Below are 17,092 nucleotides of genomic sequence, written 5' to 3' on the forward strand. Positions count from 1 at the left end.
TCCTTACTTTGAATGGAAAGCAAGTGTTTTTACAACGACTGGGACAACACCAGATGGTAGTACTTCCCCAACGTCAATATAATCACCTGTTTCTACTTTGATTTGATCGATGCAAATAATGGGAACTGTTTGATTGATCGCTTGTATCGTTTGACCAATAACCTTTGCATAATCTGATTGAATGACTATGATAATTGGTATTTCCTTGGAGCTTCTCATCGCTAAGTGTTTCAAAATAGCCTCACATAATGCATGGACATCCCGGAAGCTTAAATATGGTAACTGACTAAAATAGAGTGCAAACGGAGAGCGATTCTCCTGTATAGAAAATAGAGCATCAGCTTGTGCAACAGCTGTTTTCACTGCATAGTCGAATTCTTTGCTGTGCGTATCTATATGGCAATTGAAAACAGGCACATTTTTTAAAGGCAATGCTTCCGCATCTACTTGGATCGTTGCACCACTAATCTCAGTAGTTTGCGTACCTGCACCAGTCACTGTTGCCCGAGCTGTTTCCTCTGGTTTTAGCCATAAAAAGGATTGTAGCTGTTCATGCTGCAAAAGACTTTTTGCCAATTTTTCGCCAATATCATCATACTGTCGGTTTGTGCATTCATTTTCATAAATACAGGAAGCTACTCCACCGGAAAAAACGATTGCTTCAACCGGTTTATCCCAAGTTGGTAAATGTCCTAGCAATAATGGATGCTGTTCGTCTATTAATTGTCCGCTTAGCGTCTTCGCTACTATTTCCACTAATTCTTGGATTATTTGTGTGACACGTATATCTTCTGCTGAATCACCAACATTTAATGGATTTGACCATTTCTCCATAAGTTTCATTATGGGTGGTGAAATCGATTTGATAATGCCATTGTGAAACTCTATAAGTCTTCCACCGACATGTAATGTACATGTACCAATTACTTCTCCAAACTGCATTACCGCAATATTTGCTGTACCACCACCGATATCGATGTTAGCGATAATTTTGGCAGTATTTTTAGATTGCTGTAAGGTACCTGCGCCTTTTGCTGCAATAATGCCTTCCAAATCGGGCCCAGCCGTAGCAACTAAAAAGTGACCAGCAGTATCTGAAATCGCATGGACAACCTCGCTAGCATTTTCCTTTGTTGCAGATTCTCCTGTAATGATAATGGCACCGGTTGAAATATCTGCTGGTGAAATCTGGGCCAATTGATATTGCTGAAAAATAAATTGCTCGATTTTTTCCATGTCGATAATTTCTTTATTGATAAACGGTGTTTTAATTATAGGACTTTGATGCAAAACCGTTTTTTCAATAATTTCTATTCGTGGCACATGCGTTACACCTGCAACGTTTTTCAACAGAAAACTACTGACAACCATCTTTGTTGTACTTGTACCAATATCAATGCCTGCACTATAAATTTTTTCTGTCTTCAACTTACTCTCCCCTCTCGCCACTACGGGCAATACATGAGATAAGGACTATCACGATCCTTCACAAACTGACGAATTTCTTCGTCAGAATTGAGCTGAATAAGTGGCGCAATAAACTCAATACCAAGCTTTTGCCACGAAGAAGTTTTCACAATAGGACCATGCGTCATGACATTTTGTAATAATGTTATTGCCCTTTCTACATCTGCATGGGGTGCATCAATTTTTGTAATGACACCAATTTGTATTTTGGGTATTCCTAAGCTAAATTGCGGAGGAAAAACACTCTTTGATGAGGTGGCATCCTGCAAATAAATCACATGTGTCACTTCAAGCGATGTTGCCATAATGTTTCTGTAATACATCGGATTTTCTATATATTCTCCGGGTGTATCAACAATCCAATCATCATAAACGAGCGCCTGTGTTTTATTGGCTTGTCTATCCTTCCCCAATAATGCATTCATCAGTGTCGACTTACCTGCTTGCACACCACCTATGATCATTACTCGATTTTTCATACGGCACATCCTATGACTTAGTTATTTTTGATGGCGTATAGCCTAGCATCTCTGATAGAAAACGATTGATCTCTTGCATCGCCATTTCCACCTCTGAGACACTACCAACAATAACGAGACTGCCAGTAAAGCGATCTAAAAATCCTAGTTTTACATTGGCTGACTTTGTTGCTAAATCCCCTGCAATAATAACAGTCTCACTCGGTGTACATGTCATGATGCCTAGTGCGCCTGCCTCTTGAATGCCTAGCTTTTGAAACATTTCAGGGTCAGGATTTGCTATTAGATGACTCAATGTTAGTTGCTTACCTGGCACAAACTCCTGAATAAAGCGTTTCTTTTCTTCACTCACACATCATCACCTCTTTCAAGATTTTTATCTGTTAAGTATTCACCTTCTTTAATAATGCCTGCCTTGCGATCTTCTTGTTCTAGCCTTAGAGCTGTTGGAACAGATAGTTTATAGGCTAAAATAATAGCGATCACTCCCGCTAAAAACTTACCTGTAATAACAGGTAAAATAATTGTCGGTTGGAAGTTAGCTGTAAACGATAAATGATCTCCTAGAAGGAAGGCTGAACAAACACCAAAAGCAATGTTAATAACCTTATCTTTAGGTGGCATATGTCGAATGAGTGTAAACATGGCTAAAATATTAGCAATTGTCGCTAAAAGACCTGCGCTTCCTACTGATGATAAGCCTAATTTCCCACCTAGTGCTTCTAGTGGTCTCGATGCATATTTTCTAATTAAGTACACCATCGGGAATGCTCCCGCTAGCATAATACCAATATATCCAGCTGTTTCTAATGCCCGGAACTGATCGACTTTATCTGCCATGATCGGATCAAAGCCCCATGCACCGAAAATCTTTGTAAAAATACCTGTGAAAATTTCTACAATCGAGAACACTAGCACAAGCTTGATAGCAGCATCCATCACGCGTCCAAAAATCATGAAGCCTTTGATCATGCCATTTGGAATTAGTTTAAGACCTAACGCGATTAACACTACGAAAATAAATAGTGGTAATAAATTGATTAATATTTGTAAAACGGAAATGGCAAACACGTATGTTGGTTCAGCTGTTGTACTAATCACTTCACGAACATCTGTATTAAACGTCACAATCATGATGGAAGAAATAAATGCTCCAATCGGAATTGTTAAAACACCTGCCATAATACCTAAAGCCATATATTTATGATCTCGCTTATCTAACATGGCAAGACCCATTGGAATAGAGAACACGATTGTTGCACCCGACATAAATCCGACAACTAGAGCCATGACCCATCCTTCATAAGACTCTTTTAACGCATTCGCTAATTGGTATCCTCCCATGTCCGAGGCTAAAATCGTCGTTGCTGCTATTGCTGGATCAGCACCAATCAATTCAAAAATCGGACTAATAAAATGACTAATAAACCACGTTAAGTAAGGTATAGCAGCCATGATCCCTGCAGCAGGTACAAAAATATGTCCAACCGTATGAATACCATTCATAAACTCTTTACCGATTCCATATTCAGCATCTCGAATTGCTCCGATTGCCCCTAAAACTGCACAAGTCATAATAATATAAACGATAACCGTTCCTATCATTGCCATCCTTATCATCACCCCTTTAGATTTGCTAAAAAATTTTGTTATTTATTAAAAAAAAGACGCATTAAAGAGGAATTCTCTTTAAAGCGTCTTTGCTTTAACTATTTACTTGTAATGTATTGATAATGCGCCTTGCAATAAGCACCATTTCCTGTTGAGTCTGCATACTCTCACTGCGAATTTTTTTATAAGCCTCGTCCTCACTAAGGTTCTCTGACTGCATTAGCAAACCTTTTGCTCGTTCGATTATTTTTCGCTTTTCTAATTCTGTTTGTTTATGCAGCAATTCCCCGTTCAGACGGTTGAACTTATCAATTTGGTGAAATGCCACTTCCAACGCTGGAAGGACATTCCTCTCAGAAAACGGTTTCATAACATAACCTAAAATATTGTCCTGCTTCATGTACAGTAACAATTCTTTTTCACTAAAAGCAGATATAAATAGCACCGGTATTCCGAGCTGCTGTTCAATAATTTTACTTGCCTTTAAACCATCTAGCTTTGGCATTTTAATGTCCATTAAGATTAACTGTGGCTTATGTGTAAAAGCCAACTCAATTGCTGATTCTCCATTATTCGCTTGTGCTACCACTTCGTAGCCATTATCCTCTAGCATAAACTTCAAATCAATTGCAATAAGCGACTCATCTTCGACAATCATAACTTTCCTAGTCATTTAGGATAAATACCTCCTCACTTACAGGGAACTGAATTTGAGTATGTGTACCTTGTTCGCTAGGGATAATTGTAAATGTGCCAGCTAAATCATATTCAACAAGCCTTGTAATAATCTCCATTCCTAATGATGCCTTCACCTCTTGCATTCCAACGCCGTTGTCAGAAATATGAAGTGAAATCGTTGAAGCATCCTGTTGAAATTGAATGTCGATTGTACCCTCCTCACGACCAATAAAAGCATATTTCAGTGCATTTTGCAGTAGCTCACAAATAATCAACGCGAGCGAAACAGCTTTTTTAGAATGACAAAATAACTGTACATTATCGTCATGAAAGGTTAACTGAATAGATGGTGTGTTGGATGTCCCAACCATTTTATGTCCAATTTTTTTAGACAACGCGATAACGTCTACTTTCTCTTCAGCGTTATCTTCATTTTCTAAAATAAGTTCATAAACAGATGAAATACTATATATTCGATTTAATGCCTCTTGAAAAGCACTTGCACTAGAAGCTGACAATTCATTTCGCATTTGCAAGCGCAATAGACTTGTAACTGTCTGTAAATTATTTTTCACTCGATGGTGAATTTCTCGTATAGCAAATGTTTTCATCATTAGTTCATTTTCTTTCAGCTTAAGTTCTGTAAGATCTTGAATAATGAGGAGTGTTACTTTATCGTTTTGGTCACGAATAGGAATTTTCTTCACAATAAAGGATTTACTATCAATCGTAATTTCTAAGAAAAAGACATCGCCTTTATCATAGACCTCCTGTAAAAAAGGTAAAACCTTATTCAATGCAACGTTGTCAAAACGTTCTAGACCTGATAGTTCCGATATAAATTGGTAACCCGCAGGATTGCTATAGATAACTTTGTTTTCATGATTTGTGAGAATAATTGATTCTACTAGCAAATCAGAAACTACTGGAATCGGTTGAGAATTCGGCTCTACAATATGCTCAATTAATGCAAAAGGCATATGTCGAAAATCATCTTTAGGTGTTGTTTGCATTTCCACCTTTTTTTCCTGGATTAACACAGCAATAACCTGTTGTTGGTCATTAAAGAGAGGGATAACGTTTTGTTCAACCGTTATACCTTCTTGTGTGATAGCTCTAGTAATTGATGATTTTTCTTTATTTTTAAACGCAGCAAATACCGCTGGTTCGAAGCTTTCAAATACAAATTTACCAATTACAGATTTCTCGTATAAGCCGTAGCCATTTTCTGTTTTTGGGAAAGCCTCTGCCACAACAATTGCATGTGGTAAGTTTTCCAACATACAATCTATGAACATATAACAATCTGTCAACTCAGCATAATACGATAAAGTAGCTTCTATTTCTATTAACTTATCTACATCTGTTGCAGATAAGCTTGTATATTTTCGACATAAAGATTGAATATTCGACAGGCTCAACCCCCCTATCATCGAATAACAAAAGTTATTTTTGACTATTCTTAAAATTCTTTGTCATTATTATAAACCTTTTGTAAAATTATTTTCAATATAAAAAATAAATAATTTTAATAATTTTCGTTGCATTACAAAGAACTATATAGCTTAAAAGAGAAATATTCAACACTTTTTTCAAACTCATTATTATTTCACAACAAAAATGTTATTTTAATATATAAAAAAGCGAGTTTGCAACAGATGCAAACTCGCTTTTTTCTACTTTATTTCTGGTGTAACCGCTAATATATTTTCAAATGTTTTACGCTGCTTTGCTTCGTCTTCATTCAACAAAATATGAATATCTCCACGGTCATTTGATGTACGAATCAAACGTCCCATCCCTTGCTGTAAACGAAGTTGCATAAACGGTAATTCCACTTCTTCATATGGATTTTCTGCAAATGTACGTTTCGCATCAAATAATGGATCATGTGGAGGGAACGGTAAATCATAAATAATAACTCGTGTTAATGCCTCCTCCGGCAAATCTAGACCTTCCCATAAATGATAGGAGCATAATGTTTTGAGAGTGCCTTCTTGGAAATCACGAACAATTCCAGATAGTTCACGGTCCCCCTCAAACGCTACATACATCCGTTCCATAAGAGGTAACTCCGCTTTGAAATCTAACATTGCCTGTTTTGATTTAAATAAAATTAATGTTTTTTCACCGTCACGTAATAGCTGTTGAACACGCGCCGTTTTCTCCTTTTGAGATAGCTCATGTAAATAAATTTGCATAACTTCTTCATAATCGAATGGAGATGGAACAGAAAACGATTGATAATCACGAATTCCTAAGCTATAAGCAATATAGGAAAAATCTTTGTTGACTGATAAAGTTGCTGAAGAAAATATTATCGGAAGCTTTTTAGAGAATAATTTTTCTGCTAAAACTTCTGTGATGAGACGCGGCATAATTACGAGCGTTTCCTCTCCATCAGTTTCCTCTAACCAATCGACTGCATCACCCTGCGCTATGAAAATACGTAATGATGCCTCGTATTGTTCTAAATACTCCTCCGCCATATTTAATTCATACTCTGGAATCATATACATTTCAGATTCAAAGACAAATTCCTCGAGTAATGTTTCAACATCAGCAATAAGTTGTTTACCGTATTTCAACAGATTTGGTGATTTATTAATACGTTTACGCTCTTCTTCTGAAGCTACTAGATCATCTCGTAGCTGGTCAAAAAATAACTCATGGTCATCTTGTAATTTTTCCATCGCATATAATGTACGTTCTCGCACACCATCTACCATTAAACGCTCTAACAATGTAACAATTGTTGTCGCCTGTACTTTATATGTCATTGCTTTTTGTGCGGCATATTCTAATAAATGGCCTTCATCTAGCACCATCATTGACACTTCAGGCAATAAAGCTAATTGCCCTTCACGTTCGCGAGATTCCTTTGTTGCTAAATGCTCCATTAAAAAATCTTGTGAACAAATAATGAGATCCGCAGATTTACGATAATGTGCACGATGTAATGTTTGACCGCATCGATTACGCTGATCACATACTGAACACTGCATAATCGAGTTGTAGTTTACTTTTTGCCAATCTTCATCGCTGACAGTCGGATAATCGCTACGATCACCATAAGGTTGTATAGCAATCATCGAGCCTTGTGCATATACTCCGTCGGGTATAGAAAACGCAATATCATCGATCCATTCGTCGGATACCACTTTTTCTGCTTCCTCAAAACGCTTTAAGCATAAATATTGGTCTCGTGACTTTGCTAAGCGAACATCAATTTCAAGACCTAACGTTTTCTGTAGCTTATAAATATCGCCGCCCTCTTTAACAAGCTGATCGATTAAGGTTTCATCAGCACAAGCGATCAGGGCAGGTTTTCCAGTATAGCGAGCATACGATACAGCTGGTAGTAAATAGGCAATTGTTTTCCCAGTCCCTACACCTGCCTCTGCAAAAAGCACGTTTTTCTCTTTTAGAGCCTGCTCAATTTGATAGGCCATAAAAATTTGTTCATCACGGCATTCAAAGCCTTTTTCAGGTAATTCATCGTAAAGGACGTCCCCCATCCAGTCACCTAATGACTCAAAAAATGAGCGGTCCTTCGTTAATACAAATGGTAAAGATTTACGCAATTGACGTTCCCCCTCTAACTATCTGGTCCTATTATACGCGACGAAACGGAAGATAAGAAAAAATCTTATCTTCCGTTATCGTTTGTTAATCTCTTTTAGACTTTTGTCCCCAGAACTGGTAATAATTCGTTTCAATAAAGCCATTAAATAATTTACGTTTCTTCGTAGTTTGGCGACCGTACAATTCCTCAAAGTTTTTCATTGAAGAAAGCATGTACACAGACCAAGTCGGATGGTTTTTCATGACCTTTCCTAAATCACGAATTACCTGCTCTACGACTTCGATATCGCCAATACGCTCTCCGTATGGTGGATTACCAATCATAACACCATCTGTTAGCTGTGTTGTAAAATCACGTGCTTGCATTTGCTTGAACGTAATCATATCACCAAAGCCCGCTTCTAGTGCATTTTCTTGTGCAATACTCACCATGCGATGATCTATATCAGACCCGATAATTTCTAATGGTTGATCATAGTTCGCTAAGCTATCCGCTTCATCACGTACTGCATCCCAAATTTTTGCCTTCATCCAAGGCCAATCTTCTGAAATAAATTCACGATTATAGCCAGGTGCAATATTTTGTCCAAACATTGCTGCTTCTAATGCAATTGTACCAGAACCGCAGAATGGATCCACGAATGGTCGATTCGGATTCCATTTCGAAATTTGTACTAGTGCCGCTGCTAATGTTTCTTTTAATGGTGCTTCGCCTTGCGCTTGACGATAACCACGCTTATGCAAACCCGCACCCGAAGTATCAATAGTAAGTGTAGCCACATCTTTTAAAATTGAAACTTCAATTTTATAGGTTGCACCGGATTCATCTAAAAATCCTAAGCGCTTATAATGCTGTTTCATGCGCTCTACAATTGCTTTTTTAGTAATTGCCTGACAATCTGGCACACTAAACAACTTTGATTTAACAGACTTCCCAGATACCGGGAACGCTGCATCAACTGGTAAATATTTTTCCCAAGGTAGTGCTTTTACACTTTCAAATAACTGTTCAAAAGATTTAGCAGGGAACTGTCCTACAACAATTTTTACTCGGTCTGCTACACGGAGCCATAAGTTTGTTCGTGCAATGGCCGTTTCGTCACCTTCAAAATATACTTTGCCGTTATCGACTGTTGTTTCATAGCCTAATGCCTGTACCTCTTGTGCTACAATGGACTCTAATCCCATTGCAGCAGTTGCTACTAATTTATAGTTTGCCATACTCTAATTCCTTCCTCGATGTTCAATTTCCCAATACTCCATAAACTCAATAAGTTCGTGAAGTGGCAACGGTTTGCTGTAATAATAGCCTTGAATTATATCACAGTTCATTTTACGTAGTATGTCCACTTGTTGTGCTTGTTCTACACCTTCAGCAACAACTTTCATTTTTAGGCGATGCGACATTTGAATAATTGCATCCACTACTGCCTGTTTTTCATCGAGAGAGCCAATATGCTGAATAAAGCTTCGGTCGATTTTTAAATAATCAAGGGGGAAGCGAACTAAATAACTTAGAGACGAATAGCCTGTCCCAAAATCGTCAATAGAAATTTTAAAGCCCATTTTCTTCAGTCGTACAAGCTTGCTAACCGTTTCATTTGCACTGTTCATCACAGTACGTTCTGTAACTTCGATTTCAAAATTGTTAGCAGGCATGTTATAACGCTCTAATATCGCTTGAACAGAGTCTAAAAAGTTTTGTTGCTTAAAGTGAATGCTTGAAATATTGATAGCAACCGGAGTTTTGTAGCCACATTGACGCATCTCTATAACTGCCTCACAAGCTTTTTCTATTATCACTTCGCTTAAAGGAATGATTAATCCTGTTTCCTCAGCATATGGAATAAACTCTACTGGAGAAACAAATCCTAATCTTTCACTATTCCAACGAACAAGCGCCTCTAATCCTTGAATCTCTTCATTTTCCAAAGATATTTTAGGTTGGAAATGTAGCTCAAATTCCCGATTTTCGATGGCTCTTCGTAGTTCTGAATCTAATAATAAAACGCGCTGAGAGTCAGTCTTCAATTCATCAAAATAAAACGCATAGTCGTTAAGACCATTCTTTTTGGAATAAGTCATTGCCTTGTCAGCGCAATGAATCAATTGCTCAGTTGCTTCACCATCTAATGGATACATACTGATACCAATACTCGTAGAAATAAAAATATCTTGACCATTAATATCCATTGGCTGCTCTATAATCCCAATAATTTGTTCAGCAAAATTTGCGGCTTCTTTGGCATTCTTCACGTTCGTTAACGTAATGATAAACTCATCACCGCCATATCTAGCAATGATATCTTTATTTTTTAACAACGTTTTTAAGCGCTTTGCCACTTCTACTAGAATGGTATCTCCGACTGCATGACCTAACGTATCATTAATTTGCTTAAAGCGATCTAAATCTAAAAAATAAACTGCATGCTGTACTGAATGAGAAATAGTAGAAGTTGATTCTAATAGATTATCCATTCTTTCAATATATGCAAATCGATTTGATACTTCCGTTAATGAGTCTGTTAATAGACGCTTTTCTAGTTCATTTTCTACTATTTTTCTTTCAGACAAATCTGTGAAAATACCACAGTAATTTGTAATTTCTCCCTCATCGTTGGTTACACCAACAATTGTTAACCATTCTGGATATACGTCTCCGGTTTTACGGCGATTCCATATTTCCCCCTGCCAATTGCCTTCTTGTCGTATCGTTTGCCACATATCTAAATAAAATTGCAATTCATGAACACCTGACTGTAGAACGGCTGGCGTTTTTCCGATCACTTCATTACGCTTATAGCCAGTTACAAATTCAAATGCAGGATTGACCAATTCTATTCTTTTATCTTTATCCGTAATCATGATGCCCTCTGATACATTTTCGAAGATCTTTGTCATTAAGGCAGTAGGGTATTTGGAAATCGAATTTAGCTTCTCCAGACTATCGTTCACTCCGTTCATGTTTCCGCTCCATCCTATCTCTCTTTACTACCCTCATTATTTAGAAAAGCGCTTTTGCGCCAGTCTACTCGTATGTAGACAATATGTACATCGTTGCGATAATAGTTTATTAGATGTTTTTAGCGACAGAGGCATGACCAACAGTGTGCAGCCTTATTCTCAAACGTATATCGCGTATGACTAGACATGATTAACTAGTAACTTTTACTAACTGTATTCAAAAGAAAAGCTCTCCACCAAATTGGAGAGCGCTTGTCATTTCATAATAAGCATCAAAAAATTCCATAAGCCATGTTTTGTTCCCGAGTACTCAAACAGCTATCGCCTCGTACGGCCGGGTAGTAATCATCTATCTACAGAGCGAACTCTGTCCCTCTATCCGTTCAATTCCTTCTAGAGAGTGCCCCTACCATAATTTGGGTTTCTCACTCGTGGGGTTTACCTCGTTCCACCTTGCATGTTTCCAAACAAGCTACGTCACTGTGGCACTTTCAGGAAGTTTCAACCATATCATTAAGACTTAGGTTTTCCTTCCGCCGTCAGCCTTTACAGCTGCCTTACCTTATTTTTTCAGTAAGCACGAACACTACGGTCATCTCAGAACCGTGCGAGCATGGACTTTCCTCTACGACGTCTAGCGCCGCAGCGATTACTCGAATTTCATGATGATAAAAAGATTATACTAGAGTTTTATGATAAATACAATATATATTTGACAAAAAATTATTCGTACAACTTACTACCAAATACGTGTTTCTCTAAATTCGAAAGACGTTTTAAAATATCAAAGTTTGTCGTACCCGTTGCTGATGCGACAGGTTGTCTCTTAGGCGTATTATCAATTTCTTCTTTTAGTTGTTTATTTTCTTCACGAAGTTGGGCCACCACTTTTTCAAACGTTTCATAGTCTTGTATTATTTCATCAAGAAATGAATCGACTTCTTCAACATTGTAGCCTTTAAAATTTTTCTTAAATTCCTTTTCAAGGATCATTTTTGACGTTAATTTAATATCCATTCACATCGCCCTTCCTCACACTACATACGTTTCATTATAGCACACTTCATCACATTATACTGTCCGAAAACATCAAATGTAAGGCTAAACTTGTCGTTTCTTGCGCTTACCCAGGAAATTATTTCTTATTTCCTAATCTAAGTAACCTTTTTTTCCAAGAAATTTCCCATTTCTGTTTTTGTTCTACTCTCCATTGCTCATTATTATCAATTAATTTTATGCCCTCTTGCGTATAAAAAAGGGCCTGGTCATAATCTTTCATTTGATGCTCATATATCATAGCGAGCTGTTCTAATACATGCAACTTTTTTCGTTGATCAATGAAATGGAGAGAAGCCACAAATGCATCGATTGCTTCACTAAACTTTTTATTTCTTTTATGCTGGATTGCTAAATAATATTGTGCATTCCCTGCTTCAAGTGCATCAAATTGGGTCGTTACCTTTTCCAAAACCTTTACGCTCTGTGAACTCTCTTTTAAATCAGCGTACCATTTCCCAATATTCGTAAACGTTTTTGCCGATTCTTCGCTTGTCTCTTCAAATAGCAAATTTGTAGAGTGGACATAAAGCGTAATCAGTGAAAGTAAATCCCATTCATTATGAAGAAGGACTTTCATAAGTGCATCTGGAACACCACTTTTGATTGCATCTAAATAAATGATAGGTGCAAGATATCCAGGTACATCTCCAATACGGGAAAAGCCAAGCTTCTCTTCTTCCACAGATTTTAATTTCATTCGTTCCATATCATTTTTCCATAAACGCTTTGAACTATGCAACAAATCGATTTGCCGTTGTGTACGCAGTTTAGGCAATTCTTTTTGGTGGAGTGTCCAACGTGTTTCAAGCTGCGGCCAATCAAAGCTTTTTCCATTGTAGGTAATAACCGTTGCTGTTTTTTGCCAAAGCTTTGATTCAAAAAGTAACGCCGCCTCATGAGCAGGATCCGCTAAAATATATTGAGTTAAAATAAAGCTTTCATCTTCTTCTGATACCTCTAAAAAGCCTAATAGGAAAATTTGTGTGCCTACACCCTTTAAACCGGTAGTCTCAGTATCAAAAAACAATACCCTTTCATCCTTTTCTAACGCATATGGATGCTCGAACTTTGCCTCTTGCCATTTTACTAATGCATCAAAAAAAGACTGCAACTTATAATGACCATGCTGAAAACTAAACGGATAACGCACTTGTCGTTTAAAAACAATACCGAAATCATTTTCTACAACTGTCAGGCCCGCCTTTTCCCACTGCTCAGTATAGCTTGGAGCAACAGGTTTTTGATAAGCAGGTTTATCCTCTTTTTTTATTGTTGCTGTCGTTTTTTTCCCGAGCATTTTTTTCATTTGTAAAATTTTATTTTCGTAAGACATTCATTTCACTCATTTTCTACATTTTATATTGCTAAAACTTGTAGTTCTTTTTTCTTCACTTACTATAATCATAACGCATCTTTTAGCTTCTGCACAAAGAGAAGGTAAAAGTAGTAAGGCTAGTCAAATGTTCTTGGCATCTGAGGCTAAGAAGTTTAAAAATAATGTTCTCCAAAAATATTCTACCGACTAACTAAAATCTATTATTCCGAGTAATAATTCAAGACTCGTTATTTTTGACTTTTATAGATCCATTTCACATCAAAACTATTATTTGAAATAAAACTTTGTGAATATAATCCATTTAGTAGTATAATAATTCCATATTTTATTAATAGGAGGATATTCATGAAGAAATTAGTTTTATTTATTACAATGTTGTCTTTGTTTATGGCGACATCCTTAACGGCTGATGCACACCCAGGTCGTCTTGATAGTAATGGTGGTCATAACTGTTCTGCAAAGTCTAAAGCAAAAGGTCTTTGCTCAGGTTATCATTATCATAATAAAGGCAACGAGGTAGTACCTTCTACCAATGTAGATCACAAAACTCCGACAACTCAAAGTACACCAGAGCCAGTGCTGACAACTGTAGATGTATATATCAATAATGTTAAGCAATATTATAACCCAAGTGCTTATATTAAAAACGGAACAACTTTAGTTCCTATGAAAGCTATTTTTGTATCACTAGGTGCAACTGTTACTTATGACAATGCAACAAAAAAAGTGACTGCATACAAAGATAGTAAAAAAATTGTCATTGGCGTTGGAAATAAAAATGCTTACGTTATTTCAAACGGCGGTACAACTACAATTAAATTAAATCATGCAGCTGAAATTTATAAGGGTACAACTATGGTACCTTTACGTTTTGTAAGCGAAGCACTAGGTGCAAATATTACTTTTGATGACGCTGTATTTATTACAACAAAGTAATTAGTATGAATTACATGGGGCAGCATCATTTTTTGGGGTGCTGCTTTTGTTTAACCTTTCCTGTAAGCGTTATTCAACTTTTGCGCTAAAACAAAAGTCCATTCTAGTAAACTAGAAGAGGGCTTGAAGGAAAAGTTCTAGACTTTTTCCTCTCATGCCCTCTTTTATCTTTAATTTAAAATTCTCAGTAACTCTACTACCTTTTTCTTTGCTTGTTGCAAATTATCCTGAGCCCCTATACATGAAGGACAACCTGATTCGCAAGCACAGCCTGCTACATGCTCCAAGGTCTTATGCAACAAATCTTCCCATAAATCATAAACCTTTTCACTTAATCCAATACCCCCTGGGTACTTATCATAAACAAAAAATGTCGGTTGTTCATTATGAGTTGCCTTAACTTGAGGGACAACTGCGACATCGCTACTGTCACATTGAATGAATATCGGAATGAATGCATTCATCGCATAAGCAGCTCCAGTCATGGCGTCCGTAAGCTCCGCCTCCGACCATTTTTCTAGCGCGGAGAATGATAGCCACGATGAGCTTGTATGCATTTCATCTGGTGGTAAATGAATAGGGCCAGAACCGATATTATCGTGTGTTCCGAAGCGTATTTTTTTAAATATCGTCGCCTGTGCGACTAAGCCAACATCACCGAAGCCAATAATACCACCCTTATAATTTCGGCTCCGATCTTCTTCTAGCACCTTCATCTCGACCGCTAGATTAGCGTCAGTATAGTAATCGACATCTACTTCCCGTACAAACGCTTTCTTTTCTTCCCAATCAAGCTTTTCTACTTGAAATTGAATGCCCTGATGCAAATAAATAGCCTCTTCATGTAGCAATGTCATCGCACTATGACGATCCATTTCACCAATAACCTTTGTTTGCGCAGGGACAGTCATATCAATTATCACAACATTTTCTTGTGATGCAGAGCGAAGACTAATATCATGTGCCGGAAAACGATCACTCATCCAATGCCACTTCTCACTCGTTTTAAAAACAACGCCTTCCTCCGCTAAATATTCCAATAACTCCTGAATTTCATATTCACCATACGTATCATGTGTGGAAAACGGTAGCTCAAACGCTGCACATTTCAAATGATCCATTAAAATCAGCATATTTTCAGGATATATACGTGCTTCCTCTGGTGCACTGCCAAGTAAAAAAAGTGGATGGTTCACAACATACTGGTCAAGTGCTGCCGATTGCGCTACATAAATGATTAGCGCCTCGTCTTGACGTCGACCAGCACGACCCGCTTGCTGCCAAGCACTTGCGATATTTCCCGGGTATCCTGTCATGATACATGCTTGTAATTGGCCAATATCAACACCTAATTCCAGCGCATTTGTACTAACTACTGTTTGAATAGTACCATCACGAAGCCCTCGTTCAATAACACGTCGCTCAGAGGGTAAATAACCACCACGATAACCTCGCACCGATTCATCTAAAAGCTTATTACGTGTAAGTTCCTTTAAATACGTCACAATCATTTCTACTCGCACACGACTTTTAGCAAAAATAATAGTTTGAATACCTGCTGTATATAATCTTTTAGCGAGATCGCTCACCTCTAAAACAGCGCTTCGACGCACGCCAAATGTTTTATGGACGATGGGTGGGTTATAAAAAAGAAATGTCTTTTTCCCAACTGGCGCTCCGGAATCACTAATTAAGGCATGGCTTTCATTCGTTAAAGCTTCTGCTAACTCTTTTGGGTTTTTAATGGTTGCTGATGTACAAATGAAAATCGGCTTACTGCCATAAAACTCACAAATGCGCTTTAATCTTCGAATAACATGCGCAACATGTGAGCCAAACACACCTTTATATGTATGCAACTCATCAATGACGATATACTGTAAATTTTCAAATAAGGAAACCCATTTCGTATGATGTGGCAAAATCCCCGAATGCAGCATATCAGGATTTGTCATCACAATATGCCCTGCCTTACGAACCTTTTGGCGAATGCCAGGCGCAGTATCCCCATCATACGTATAGCTTAAAATTTCCTCACCGCTTTGTTCGATTAATTCATTTAAATCATTTTTCTGATCCTGCGCTAATGCTTTCGTTGGAAATAAATAAATCGCACGTGAATTTTTATCTTCTAATATTTTTTGTAGTACCGGTAAATGGTAGCAATATGATTTTCCAGACGCTGTTGGTGTAACGGCAGTAAAAGAATTACCCTCCATCGCGTGATCAAAGGCTTGACGTTGATGGGTATACAGTTGTTCTATCCCTCTTGTTCGAAGAGCCTTAACAAGTGAAGGATGCAAATTCTCTGGAAAAGGTGCATATTTAGCTTCCCGACCTTCAAGCGTTTGCCAGTGTAAAATGCGTTCCTTTAATTCCTCATCATATCTCCACTCGTTTAACAGTTCACTAATGGTCCTTTTTTTCGATAACATCTGTTTCTATCTCCTTCACTAGCCGTTCAAAAATTTTTAGCGTATACGAGGCTGAATGAATTGCATCTAAAAAACGCTTTTTACTTGTTTCTTTATAGAAGGATTGCACAACAAATTGCTCCATCGATTCAACCGCTGAAGCAATTTGTTGTGTATGCATATATTTTGGCTGATTTGTTTGAATCCACTTATTCGCCTCCTGCTGCCATTCCTTTAACAGCTGGTGAATAATATCAGCGTGTGGCTTAACCTCAACAAAAAAGTCGGGAGTACGATTCTCCTCTCGCATTTGCCAGAAGCGTGATACACAACTTTCACATTCATCTATTAATTTAGAAGTTTGCTGTGTTAACAAAAATTTTGCACCTCATCTCATCAATGAAGGCCCGTCACCATACCTAACGTGGGATTTATTCCGTTCGACTGTGCACTTTCCTGAGGGCATCCGATAAGCCGCTCTTGGCAAAAGGATTTTGGCCGAGGGCATAATCACAAAACTCCATGCTTTTAGCCTTCGTTCCGCTACCGGTCGCTCCAGATTT

The 17,092-nt window shown here is 37.6% G+C and carries 14 protein-coding genes and 1 other RNA gene; 1 reads left to right on the forward strand and 14 read right to left on the reverse strand.

All coding sequences use genetic code 11. The features are described from left to right. Positions 1-3: 3 nt before the first annotated feature. The 12 genes from JNUCC51_RS03870 to JNUCC51_RS03925 all read right to left on the reverse strand — a co-directional run bounded on the left by JNUCC51_RS03870 (position 4) and on the right by JNUCC51_RS03925 (position 13,176). A complete protein-coding gene (locus tag JNUCC51_RS03870; RefSeq protein WP_337990920.1) occupies positions 4-1,428 on the reverse strand; it encodes an ethanolamine ammonia-lyase reactivating factor EutA in 1,425 nt (474 codons plus the stop codon). A 20-nt stretch (positions 1,429-1,448) separates the two neighbouring features. Further along, complete coding sequence (locus JNUCC51_RS03875; protein ID WP_337990921.1) at positions 1,449-1,946, reverse strand: EutP/PduV family microcompartment system protein; 498 nt, start codon at positions 1,944-1,946, stop codon at positions 1,449-1,451. Positions 1,947-1,956: 10 nt separating this feature from the next. After that, complete coding sequence (eutS, locus tag JNUCC51_RS03880) at positions 1,957-2,298, reverse strand: ethanolamine utilization microcompartment protein EutS (RefSeq protein ID WP_337990922.1); 342 nt, start codon at positions 2,296-2,298, stop codon at positions 1,957-1,959. Continuing rightward, positions 2,295-3,557 carry an ethanolamine utilization protein EutH gene (gene eutH / locus JNUCC51_RS03885; RefSeq protein WP_337990923.1) on the reverse strand — a complete coding sequence of 421 codons (1,263 nt, stop codon included), beginning with the start codon at positions 3,555-3,557 and terminating at the stop codon, positions 2,295-2,297. Before eutH ends, eutS begins: the two co-directional genes overlap by 4 nt. A 94-nt stretch (positions 3,558-3,651) precedes the next feature. Continuing rightward, entirely contained in the window at positions 3,652-4,230 is a 579-nt protein-coding gene (locus JNUCC51_RS03890) for an ANTAR domain-containing response regulator (protein ID WP_049666583.1), read from the reverse strand. Next, positions 4,223-5,668 (reverse strand): histidine kinase N-terminal domain-containing protein, encoded by a 1,446-nt coding sequence (locus tag JNUCC51_RS03895; RefSeq protein WP_337990924.1) that lies wholly within the window; start codon positions 5,666-5,668, stop codon positions 4,223-4,225. Before JNUCC51_RS03895 ends, JNUCC51_RS03890 begins: the two co-directional genes overlap by 8 nt. Positions 5,669-5,911: 243 nt before the next feature. Beyond that, positions 5,912-7,819, reverse strand: a complete 1,908-nt coding sequence (locus tag JNUCC51_RS03900) for an ATP-dependent DNA helicase (RefSeq protein WP_337990925.1) — start codon at positions 7,817-7,819, stop codon at positions 5,912-5,914. An 85-nt stretch (positions 7,820-7,904) separates the two neighbouring features. Then, positions 7,905-9,041 (reverse strand): THUMP domain-containing class I SAM-dependent RNA methyltransferase, encoded by a 1,137-nt coding sequence (locus tag JNUCC51_RS03905; RefSeq protein WP_337990926.1) that lies wholly within the window; start codon positions 9,039-9,041, stop codon positions 7,905-7,907. 3 nt (positions 9,042-9,044) lie between these two features. Then, positions 9,045-10,784, reverse strand: a complete 1,740-nt coding sequence (locus JNUCC51_RS03910) for a GGDEF domain-containing phosphodiesterase (RefSeq protein WP_337990927.1) — start codon at positions 10,782-10,784, stop codon at positions 9,045-9,047. A gap of 280 nt (positions 10,785-11,064) precedes the next feature. Continuing rightward, positions 11,065-11,445: RNase P RNA component class B (gene rnpB / locus JNUCC51_RS03915), an RNA gene on the reverse strand. 62 nt (positions 11,446-11,507) lie between these two features. Further along, positions 11,508-11,801, reverse strand: a complete 294-nt coding sequence (gene gpsB, locus JNUCC51_RS03920) for a cell division regulator GpsB (RefSeq protein WP_132359074.1) — start codon at positions 11,799-11,801, stop codon at positions 11,508-11,510. Between the two features lie 118 nt (positions 11,802-11,919). After that, the gene (locus JNUCC51_RS03925) at positions 11,920-13,176 is read right to left on the reverse strand and encodes a ribonuclease H-like domain-containing protein (RefSeq protein ID WP_337990928.1); all 1,257 of its coding nucleotides are present in this window, start codon (positions 13,174-13,176) and stop codon (positions 11,920-11,922) included. Positions 13,177-13,524: 348 nt separating this feature from the next. Between JNUCC51_RS03925 and JNUCC51_RS03930 the strand changes: the two genes are divergently transcribed. Continuing rightward, the gene (locus JNUCC51_RS03930) at positions 13,525-14,115 is read left to right on the forward strand and encodes a copper amine oxidase N-terminal domain-containing protein (protein ID WP_337990929.1); all 591 of its coding nucleotides are present in this window, start codon (positions 13,525-13,527) and stop codon (positions 14,113-14,115) included. Between the two features lie 170 nt (positions 14,116-14,285). On the opposite strand, the gene JNUCC51_RS03935 is transcribed toward JNUCC51_RS03930, so the two are convergent. Both JNUCC51_RS03935 and JNUCC51_RS03940 read right to left on the reverse strand, forming a co-directional pair. After that, the gene (locus JNUCC51_RS03935) at positions 14,286-16,550 is read right to left on the reverse strand and encodes a DEAD/DEAH box helicase (RefSeq protein WP_337990930.1); all 2,265 of its coding nucleotides are present in this window, start codon (positions 16,548-16,550) and stop codon (positions 14,286-14,288) included. Further along, entirely contained in the window at positions 16,525-16,905 is a 381-nt protein-coding gene (locus tag JNUCC51_RS03940; protein WP_337990931.1) for a YppE family protein, read from the reverse strand. The genes JNUCC51_RS03935 and JNUCC51_RS03940 overlap by 26 nt, the downstream gene beginning before the upstream one ends. Between the last annotated feature and the right edge of the window lie 187 nt (positions 16,906-17,092).

Origin of the sequence: Lysinibacillus sp. JNUCC 51, assembly GCF_015999525.1 — a bacterium.
Classification (GTDB): Bacteria; Bacillota; Bacilli; order Bacillales_A; family Planococcaceae; genus Lysinibacillus; species Lysinibacillus xylanilyticus.

Excerpts from the sequence above, each read along its gene's own strand:
- JNUCC51_RS03875 (WP_337990921.1), bottom strand. The coding sequence starts at position 1,946 with ATGAAAAATCGAGTAATGATCATAGGTGGTGTGCAAGCAGGTAAGTCG.
- eutH (WP_337990923.1), bottom strand. The coding sequence starts at position 3,557 with ATGGCAATGATAGGAACGGTTATCGTTTATATTATTATGACTTGTGCA.
- JNUCC51_RS03890 (WP_049666583.1), bottom strand. The coding sequence starts at position 4,230 with ATGACTAGGAAAGTTATGATTGTCGAAGATGAGTCGCTTATTGCAATT.
- JNUCC51_RS03895 (WP_337990924.1), bottom strand. The coding sequence starts at position 5,668 with ATGATAGGGGGGTTGAGCCTGTCGAATATTCAATCTTTATGTCGAAAA.
- JNUCC51_RS03905 (WP_337990926.1), bottom strand. The coding sequence starts at position 9,041 with ATGGCAAACTATAAATTAGTAGCAACTGCTGCAATGGGATTAGAGTCC.
- JNUCC51_RS03910 (WP_337990927.1), bottom strand. The coding sequence starts at position 10,784 with ATGAACGGAGTGAACGATAGTCTGGAGAAGCTAAATTCGATTTCCAAA.
- gpsB (WP_132359074.1), bottom strand. The coding sequence starts at position 11,801 with ATGGATATTAAATTAACGTCAAAAATGATCCTTGAAAAGGAATTTAAG.
- JNUCC51_RS03925 (WP_337990928.1), bottom strand. The coding sequence starts at position 13,176 with ATGTCTTACGAAAATAAAATTTTACAAATGAAAAAAATGCTCGGGAAA.
- JNUCC51_RS03930 (WP_337990929.1), top strand. The coding sequence starts at position 13,525 with ATGAAGAAATTAGTTTTATTTATTACAATGTTGTCTTTGTTTATGGCG.
- JNUCC51_RS03935 (WP_337990930.1), bottom strand. The coding sequence starts at position 16,550 with ATGTTATCGAAAAAAAGGACCATTAGTGAACTGTTAAACGAGTGGAGA.